This is a genomic window from Bradyrhizobium sp. Crot121 (assembly GCF_059512385.1).
Genome location: NZ_JCAMOR010000148.1, coordinates 1 through 8,870, shown reverse-complemented (window position 1 = coordinate 8,870; position 8,870 = coordinate 1). Strand labels below are relative to the sequence as shown.

At 57.5% G+C, this 8,870-nt stretch carries 5 protein-coding genes and 4 pseudogenes; 8 read left to right on the top strand and 1 reads right to left on the bottom strand.

The window, feature by feature from the left end:
* The 8 genes and pseudogenes from AC5ZGW_RS44490 to AC5ZGW_RS44455 all read left to right on the top strand — a co-directional run.
* Positions 1 to 110, top strand: a pseudogene (locus tag AC5ZGW_RS44490) (IS630 family transposase); the annotation flags it as partial.
* Between the two features lie 337 nt (positions 111 to 447).
* Positions 448 to 1,215 carry a group II intron maturase-specific domain-containing protein gene (locus AC5ZGW_RS44485; RefSeq protein WP_245475147.1) on the top strand — a complete coding sequence of 256 codons (768 nt, stop codon included), beginning with the start codon at positions 448 to 450 and terminating at the stop codon, positions 1,213 to 1,215.
* Between the two features lie 162 nt (positions 1,216 to 1,377).
* A pseudogene (locus AC5ZGW_RS44480) lies at positions 1,378 to 2,385 on the top strand (ISL3 family transposase); the annotation flags it as partial.
* A 17-nt stretch (positions 2,386 to 2,402) separates the two neighbouring features.
* Positions 2,403 to 3,285: pseudogene (locus AC5ZGW_RS44475) on the top strand (IS110 family RNA-guided transposase); the annotation flags it as partial.
* Positions 3,286 to 4,430: 1,145 nt separating this feature from the next.
* Positions 4,431 to 5,906: a coproporphyrinogen-III oxidase family protein gene (locus tag AC5ZGW_RS44470; RefSeq protein ID WP_165421495.1), complete on the top strand. Its 1,476-nt coding sequence runs from the start codon at positions 4,431 to 4,433 to the stop codon at positions 5,904 to 5,906.
* Complete coding sequence (locus AC5ZGW_RS44465; RefSeq protein ID WP_245475144.1) at positions 5,878 to 7,113, top strand: hypothetical protein; 1,236 nt, start codon at positions 5,878 to 5,880, stop codon at positions 7,111 to 7,113. Before AC5ZGW_RS44470 ends, AC5ZGW_RS44465 begins: the two co-directional genes overlap by 29 nt.
* 80 nt (positions 7,114 to 7,193) lie before the next feature.
* Positions 7,194 to 7,724, top strand: coding sequence for a GNAT family N-acetyltransferase (locus AC5ZGW_RS44460; protein WP_130231035.1), 531 nt, complete (start codon positions 7,194 to 7,196; stop codon positions 7,722 to 7,724).
* Between the two features lie 271 nt (positions 7,725 to 7,995).
* A pseudogene (locus AC5ZGW_RS44455) lies at positions 7,996 to 8,505 on the top strand (transposase); the annotation flags it as partial.
* Between the two features lie 74 nt (positions 8,506 to 8,579).
* Here the strand turns inward: AC5ZGW_RS44455 and AC5ZGW_RS44450 are convergent.
* A partial coding sequence (locus tag AC5ZGW_RS44450; RefSeq protein WP_496114126.1) for an ATP-binding protein occupies positions 8,580 to 8,870 on the bottom strand: 291 nt, incomplete at its 5' end.

Here is an 8,870-nt window from a genome sequence, read left to right as displayed (position 1 = left end):
CACATCGATGCCTTCATCCGCGCCTACAATGAAAAAGCACAGCCCTTCGCCTGGACGAAGAAACGAGTCCGCCAAAACGGTTCAAAGGCTGCCGTATCACTCAGCTCTGATTCCGGGTACTAGCTGCCATTCAGAGTCACCTTGCCGATCGCGGTGGATACCTGCGACTGGCCGAGACAATTACAAGCTTTCTTGCACGGCTACGCGCAACCGCGAAGACGTTAGATGTTTCAGAGCGCCAACGTATCGTCCGACTCCTCGTCAAAGAAATCCTGGTCTCCAATGACACAATCGTGATTCGCCACTCGATTCCTGCGCCAAGCGGTTCACCCGCCGGTGGCGGACCGACTTCGCCCCCTGGAGGCGGCCACCCGTCGGTCGGCGACGCAAGTTACCTTTTGCGTACGGGGAGTAGTAAGCCCATCCTGGCGAATCTGTTTCTGCATCATGCGTTCGATATGTGGATGGCGAGAACCTTTCCTCATCCCGTTTGAGCGCTACGCGGATGACGTCATTTGTCACTGCAAGAGCGCCGACGAGGCGCAGGCGTTATGGAGCGCGCTTGCCGACCACTTTGCGGCCTGCGAGTTGGTGCTGCATCCGGAGAAGACGAAGATGGTCTATTGCAAGGATGCGAACCGGCGTGGCGATTTTCCGAACCAGTCGTTCGACTTTCTCGGGTTCTCATTCCGAGCAAGAAAGACGGTATGGCAAGGAACTATCCACGCGCACGGCTTCATGCCCGCGGTAAGTCCAAAAGCGCTGAAGGCCATCAGCCGGACGATCCGGCGCTGGACTCTTCACCATCACAGCGACAAGTCCCTGCAGGATCTGGCCAAGGCCTACAATCCGTACACTCAAGGCTGGATCAACTACTACGGCCCCTTCCATCGGACGCAGTTGCGTCCGACCCTGAAGAGGATCGATGCCTTTGTCATCCCCTGGGCGCGCCGCAAGTTCAAGCGGCTGCGTCGCAAGACCAAAGGGGCACGAGATTGGTTTGAGCGGCTTTGCCGCGCAAATCCGACTCTCCTCGCTCACTGGCTGTCAATCGGCCCTTTAATTGCGAGGTGTTGTCAAGCTGCCATTCTTTGTCTCCAGTGGCACGACGGCAGCGATCACTTCGTCGGAGCTGGTCGGGGTTGCGGAGACGGAGTGATCGCGGGTGACGAGAGAATCGTCAGCCGGAATTGGCCTGAGGCCCGGCCTCTTTAACGGGTCAACTTATTCGCGTTGATGTCGCAGCTGGGGTCATGGTCCTTCCCGACGTAGCGGGCGCCTCATGTTGATGTCCGGATCCGACGCCTCAACGTTTGCAGCGGAGTGCGGACAAGCCGCCGCCAGCCGATTGAACGAGGTCGTCGCGATCACCGTCCACGTGTCCATAGCCGATATCGAAGACGCGTGACCGATTTGCCGCTCGCAGGGCGGATCGTCCAGCTCCTGGTAATCGCTCGCCGCTTCCGCTGCGACGCCGTCCTGTGCGGGCGCCAAATCTTCACTGAGCGCTTCGCCGAGGGGATTCTGGCGCCGTCGGCCCGACCCACGGCGAGGATGGATTCGATCGTTCATCACCTCGGCCTGGCGCTTGGCGGTCGACCGGCGGCAGGCTTCGCAAAGCGGCTGATGTTGCCGGTGAGTAAGGATACGCTGCTGCGCGTGGTCCGACGCCGTCACCGTCCGCCGGCCGACCCGCTCAAGGTCATCGGCACTGATGATTGGGCCTGGCGGCGCAATCACCGATACGCCAGCATCGTCTGCAACCTGGAAAGGCGCCGGATCGTTACCCTGCTGCCAGATCGTGAGCCCGCGACCGCCCAAGCCTGGCTTGCCGGTCATCCCACGATCGCGATCGTTGCCCGGGTCCGCGGCGGGGGATATGGCGAAGCGGCCGCAAAGGCCCTGCCGCACGCGGTACAGGTCGCCGATCGTTGGCATTTGATGGAGAATGCCAGTCGGGCCTTCCTTGACGCCGTCCGAAAATCGATGCGCCAGATCCGCACCGTCATCGGCGCGACCACGATCGATCCCAAGCTGCTCACCGCGGCCGAGCGCCTGCAGTATGACGGATATCTTCGCCGCGAAGAGACCAATGCAACTATCTTGGCTTTGTCGAAAAGCGGAACACCGATCAAGCAGATCGTACGCAAGACTGGCCATAGCAGGAAGCTGGTTCGACAGGTGATCCGTGGCGAACGCCATGATGTCTTCCGGACCCGGCAGAGTTCGCTCGATCATCACCTGCCATGGCTCGACGATCAGTGGGTTGCCGGCCGCCGAAACGGGACTGAACTTTGGCGACGTCTAAGGACGCGCGGCTTCCGAGGCTCTCTTCGTGTTGTCGCAGAATGGGCAACCCGCAGACGGCGGGTACTCGCAATCAACCGATTCGGAGCGCTACCATGAAGCAATACGTCGGGTTGGATGTCTCACAACGGGAAACTTCAGTCTGCGTAATCGACGAAAGTGGACGAGTAACGTTCGAAGGCAAGGCCAAGTCCGAACCTGGAGCATTGACCGAGCTACTTTGCAAGCGTGCGCCAAATGCTGAGCGTATCGGTTTTGAAACTGGAGCGATGGCGAGCTGGCTTTGGCACGAGCTCCGACGCGTTAACCTTCCTGTCGTCTGTGTCGATGCTCGCCACGCACATGCCGTACTCTCGACCCGCTTGAATAAGAGCGATCAGAATGACGCCCGAGGACTGGCCGAGCTGGTCAGGGTCGGCTGGTACCGAGAAGTGAAGGTCAAGAGCGAAGAGAGCCAAAGGACCCGGGCCGTTCTCGTGGCGCGATCTCGTCTGGTCGCAATCCGAAGGGATATCGAAAACCAAGTCCGCAGCATCGTCAAAGAGTACGGCCTGCTGTTCCCAAGAGCTATAGGCCTTCAGTTTCGGAAGCAGGTCAACGACTTGTTGGGTGATGATCACCACCTGCGTTCCGTGGTTGATCCTCTCTTGCTGGTCCATGATCAGGTCTGTCGGCAGCAAAGTAAATAGACGACGAGATTCGGCGGCTCGCAAAAGCGGATGAAACGACGCGCGCCTGATGACGGTCCCGGGCGTGGGCGTCGTAACCGCCCTGACGTTCAGGCACACGGTCGACGGTCCGTCGCGCTTTCGATCTGCGGCGGCCGTTGGAGCCTATCTCGGGCTTACGCCTCGACGCAACCAGTCCGGCGAGATCGATCAGAACGGCCGAATCTCACGCTGGGGCGATCGACTGCTGCGAACTTATCTCTACGAAGCCGCAACTGTCCTGCTCTACCGTACGAAGAAATGGGAATCGGCTGGCCCCGGCTTGTCCGCACTCCGCTGCAAACGTTGAGGCGTCGGATCCGGACATCAACATGAGGCGCCCGCTACCTCGGAAAGGACCATGACCCCAGCTGCGACATCAACGCGAACAAGTTGACCCGTTAAAGAGGCCGGGCCTCAGCCAATTCCGGCTGACGATTCTCTCGTCACCCGCGATCACTCCGTCTCCGCAACCCCGACCAGCTCCGACGAAGTGATCGCTGCCGTCGTGCCACCGGAGACAAAGAATGGCAGCTTAACAACACCTCGCAATTAAAGGGCCGATTGACAGCACTGGCAGCTATGTCATGGCAACGGCCGAACATCGGGAGCCGTATGAATCGAGAGGTTCACGTACGGTTCTGGGAGCGCCCGGAGGTGAAAGCCCTCCGGGCGACTCGACATGGGGTTCCGGAAAGCTGATCGCATGGTGCGCGTTCGCGCCAAACGCCGGTGCACCAGCGATCGTCGGCCACCTGGCAATTTGGCGGTGTATGCCGCGACTCAGGAGGCAGGAGCGCCCTCGGCGCCAAAGGGCTCAATCGTTGGCTCCCGTTGAAGAGTACGTGGGGTGTTGTCCAATCACCTCAGAACCCACTGTCGAGAGACGATCATGGTCACTCGATGCTCCGTGTTGTCGTTTTTCGGCCGTGTCCCGTTGAGGACGCGTATGTCCGGGAGCCGACGCTGTGGCGTAACTATTCCGACAATACAGCGCAAAGCACATGGTTTTCGTTCCTCAAAAAAGCCCCGCGCGAGCGGACTTTGGTGGCACGTCGATTGCTGGGACACGGAAAAGGATCCGCATGACCATGCAATCCAGTCGTCGCCGCAGGAGTTCAAATGAAACTTGCTCGATCCAAACAAGTCAGCGCCATAGCTGTACGGTTGAGTGCGGTCGGTATCGCATGCATTCGCATTAGCCAAAACATCTGCCTCTCGTCGACAATCTGTAGTCGTCTCCATGTACCACCGAGCGCATCGCGACCTGCGAACGGAGCTGCAGCGAGTGGGGCGCGAATGCAGCTCGCTGATTGAAACGCGCCGCTTCAGTAACGAGCAAGACGAGATTGATGTGGTACGGCCGCGGCTGCCAGCGCGGCTTTCCTACACGAAAGCTAATGGAGTCCCCAACAGATGAACGCGCCCAGCTATTCCGAAGCCCTGGAATTTGCGATCGACCGCTCGTACGAGATCAATCTCGACATGTTGAGATCGCGAAATCTGCACCTGGACGCGCACAACGACTATCTCGTCGGCACATATCCTCCTCTCAAGGCAATGGGTGACCTGGATGCCGAAAGATTGTTGACTCAGGTCGCCTCGTCAATTGACCTCTATTTTCATATCCCATTCTGTAATCAGTATTGCACGTTTTGCCACTTCGCCAAGGAAATCAATCCATCTTCCGAGCGAGTGGAACGCTATTTGGCGGCCTTAAATAAAGAAATGACTTGGTCGGGCGCGGCGCTTGCTGGGAGAGCTGTTGAGACTGCGTTTTTTGGAGGGGGCACTCCCTCATTTTTGACGAACCATCAACTCAAAACGCTATTTGCCATGGTTAACGAGCGCTTTGATTTGTCGAAGTCAGAAGTAAGTTTTGAGTTGCATCCCTCGCTTGTGAAGCATGCGGACGCCGCGGATCGCATCTCGACTCTACTTAGAGGCGGAGTAAACCGCTTCGTACTGGGCGTTCAAAGTCTAGATCGGGATATTTTGCGTATATTGAACCGCGGGCACGGTCTGGAGGAGGTGATACAACTCGTGACATTGCTGAACGAGATGGGCGTTGAGAATCTATCGCTTGACCTCATGTATGGGCTGCCGCAGCAAACGCTTCGGAGCTGGTACGACTCAATAATCGGGCTGTTGGACATTGGAATAGAGAAGTTCAACGTATTCCCGTTGATGTTTAAATTGACTGACCCCGTGGCCCGCCATTTGGCTATGGGACGCTATCAATTCGCCGGGGCCAAGGAGCGCATTATAATGCACTTCATGGCGGAGCACATCCTCACGAAGCTCGGTTATCGCTATGGACCAATTTTCTATTGGACTAAGAGGTCGCAGCCGCACTCCGTTCAACAAAGCCGTAAATACGATTCCTGGAACGACAATAATCTCGTCCCGTTTGGGGTGGGTGGATTTGGCTACATGAGCCAGTGCCAGTTCTACAACGAGGCAGATCTAGATCGCTATCTACGTAGGGTCGAAGCCGGCGAGAAACCAGTGTGGAAGGGGGTTGTACTGTCCCAGGACGACCTCATGCGCCGAACATTAATGTTTGCCTTGCGAAGCAGCGGAGTGCTGCTCTCCCGCTTCGAGCGCGAATTTGGAGTATCGCTAGAAGAATACTTTTTCGGCGAGCTTGAAATCTTAAGGGAGGCAGGCCTCGTTCGCATTTCAAACGATGGCGTGCTTTCGTTAACCGACGCCGGAATTATCAACTCGGGCGCTGTATCGTTGCTATTTTTCTCTGAGAATGTACTTGAGCGGGTCGCGTACAACGATAGCAGGATAACAGACAAACAAACGGATCTAATCGAAAAGCACGACTACTCGCCCGCCGCAAGATATGGGTCGAGTGCAGAAATGCAAGCTGTTTTTCGATGAAGTGGGGGAGCGCTCGTCTATGGTCGCTACGTTGTCCTTTTCCACTCCGGAACAGCAGCGCCGTCGGGCGCGGCAGATATTTTCTCATGGGTCCGATAGCTTCGATCGCGGGCAACGGAAACGGCCGCTTGGGCTTGTCAGCAATGTTGTCGCCGATCAACTGCCGCACTTCATTGCCGAGATCAAAGGCAGTGAACGGCCAGATGAAGCGGTCAAGGCTCTTGGAAGTAGCATTAATGCGATGATTGCATCGGCTGACCATGATGGACAGCTGCTGAAGTTGCCGGATCCCGACTTCGCCGTCGCTAAGACAGACGTCCAATATCTCGTCAATTGTGCTTATCAGATGTCGGCGTTTGCCGGCCTTGATCCAGTGCAGGCGGAGTTGACGGTGGGAGAGGCGCTGAGCCGTCTCGCCCGCTTAAGCTGCCAGCGACAGCCTAGCATTGAGGTTCTCTCCTATGAAGATATGATCCTGACGAATCCAGTGCAGAGCGATCCTCGCATATATTGCCTTGGCGCCGCCGGGGTCGAGGAGCGAGACTTTTGCTTGGGTCATCAACTCATCGAGAGCGAGCTAAAATTGGCAATCGCAGCTCTACTTGAATTGCGTGATGCGGCTGACGCGGACGCTCATCAATGTCTTGCGCTATGCTTGGAACGCCTTGAGTCAGCGAACTATGTTCTGGCCCGATTTTTTGAACATATGTCGCCCGACCTATTTAGCCAATTTCGTGTGTTTTACGGAAAAAACCCTTACAAGAATAGGCTTGGCCCAAGCGGTCGGTTTTCTGCCCGGGTCGTGGCGGTCTCGGTGCTACTGGTCGGCGAAGAACTCTTTCAGCAGAAGCCGCAATACTATAGGGATTTGTATCGGCTGTCCGAATACTATCCGCAGGGAGACATTCACGAGGTATTCCGCTGGTTGTCACCAGATGACAAAGGCGCGGAGCCCACGCCAAGTTGGCTGGAAGGGAAAGCGGACTTTCCTGGGTTTGCAACCATTTCGCCCGTCATCGAACGCTATGGTGGAGAAGTCCGAAGGCTGCGCGCTTCGTGTGTTTGTGCGCTGGAACAGTTTACCCGGATGCACCGTACTACGGCTTTGAAATATACGGTTGAACCGGGTCGTCCAATTGTCGGAGTCGAGGCTTCGGAAAGTGTTGAGGCTGTCCTTTCACAGCGGCTGTTAACGGCGGCGCGATAGCCGGCGGTATTTGGCTAGCTAAAACATGTAGTGATGCTGAGAGGCGCAGGCATCCGACACGGGTCCAAAGGTGGCGTTCGATGTCTCAGGACGAAGTGATGTTTCGTCAATTTGAGTCAGGAGATACTGATGATGTGTGGCATCTGCATAGACGCGCATCGGAGGCGGTTGGTGTGTGTGGCCCGGAAGGAGCGTGGGAGGATGATTTACGAAACATTGGAGAAATATACATCGCGTCAGGCGGAGACTTCGTAGTTGCGCATATTGGTTCCAAGCTCGTTGCCATGGGTGGATTGAAGCTTATTGACGATGACGTCGCAGAGCTGAAGCGTATGCGAGTCGATCCTGCCTTTCGACGGCGAGGGCTTGGGACGAGGATTCTTAGTGAATTGGAAACGCGAGCCGCCGCCCTGGGATTCAAGCGGATAGTACTCGACACGACAAAGATCCAAGTAGGGGCTCAAAGACTTTATGAGGCCGCTGGCTACGTTCGCCGTAAGGAAGGGATGTTGCACGGATATGAAGTGATCTTGTACGATAAGCGGCTTGTCGGCCGGGATGAGCCACGTCACATAATCAACGAGGTTGTGGGCCTGGAGAATCCACGCTAGCCCTGTAGGGACCTGGCGTCGTGAAAGGCTGAAGCAGGTGAAGGCGCTGGAGTTCGGCTCGCGTCGACTGAGGAGAAGCGCGGGCGCCGCGGAAGCGGTTTCGTCGTCCGTGAAGAAGCTCCCAAGTCATTGAGCGGGAGTCGAATTTTGGATCGGAGCGAGGTTCGGGATTGCAAGCTTTTTGGATTTGAAGGCCCGAAAGCTTGCAATTTGATTTTTGGGATTCCGTCGAATCGCGTGTCGTGATTCCGTGGTCGCAACGGAGGGGACGATGCGACCCAAGGAACGACGGGACAGCGGACAGGCCGACCTTCTGCGCTCGCGGCTGGACGCGATCATCGACATGAACCATGCGCTGGTGCAGCTGGCGCGGACGATCGACTGGGCATTCCTCGAGCAGAAGTTCGGCGCGGTCTATGAGGACAAGCCGGGCCGGCCGCCGCTGCCGACCCGGCTGATGGCGGGGTTGGCGATCCTCAAGCACAGCTACGACCTCTCCGATGAGTTGCTGTGCGAACGCTGGGTGGAGAACCCCTATTACCAGTTCTTCTGCGGCGAGAAGTTCTTCCAGCACCGCCTGGTGTTCGACCGCTCCTCGCTGACCCGCTGGCGCCAGCGCATGGGCGAGGAGAAGCTGCAGGCCTTGCTGCAGGAGAGCCTTGCGGTTGCGACCAAGACCAAGGCGCTCAAACCGTCCGATCTCAACCGGGTCTTCGTCGACACCACGGTGCGGCCCAAGAACGTGATGTTCCCGACCGACGCGCGGCTTCTCAACCGCGCCCGCGTGTCAATGCCGCTCCAAATTTCCCCAGATGTGCCGAAGTAAAATTCCCCAGGTGGGCGGTACCCCGGTGATCAGCCGGCTGGCTGGTGATCGTTGGCTCCATGTTTGAGTGGTCGACCGCGGCGGCGCGGCGGCTGTGCCGGGATTGGCGAGTTGATGGAGGCCTTGGAACGGACGTGCTCGGGCATGAGATCGGCATGCTGTCGCAGGCGGTAGCTTGATCCTTCGATCTGGACGACGACCGCATTGTGAAGTAGCCGATCGAGCAGCGCCGTGGCCACCACCGGGTCGCCAAAGACCTCACCCCATTCGGCGAAGCCGCGATTGGAGGTGAGGATCATGGCGCCACGCTCGTAGCGAGC

Bases quoted from the DNA above. Each gene is read 5' to 3' on its own strand.
- AC5ZGW_RS44460 (WP_130231035.1), top strand. From the start codon at position 7,194: ATGTCTCAGGACGAAGTGATGTTTCGTCAATTTGAGTCAGGAGATACT.
- AC5ZGW_RS44485 (WP_245475147.1), top strand. From the start codon at position 448: ATGCGTTCGATATGTGGATGGCGAGAACCTTTCCTCATCCCGTTTGAG.
- AC5ZGW_RS44470 (WP_165421495.1), top strand. From the start codon at position 4,431: ATGAACGCGCCCAGCTATTCCGAAGCCCTGGAATTTGCGATCGACCGC.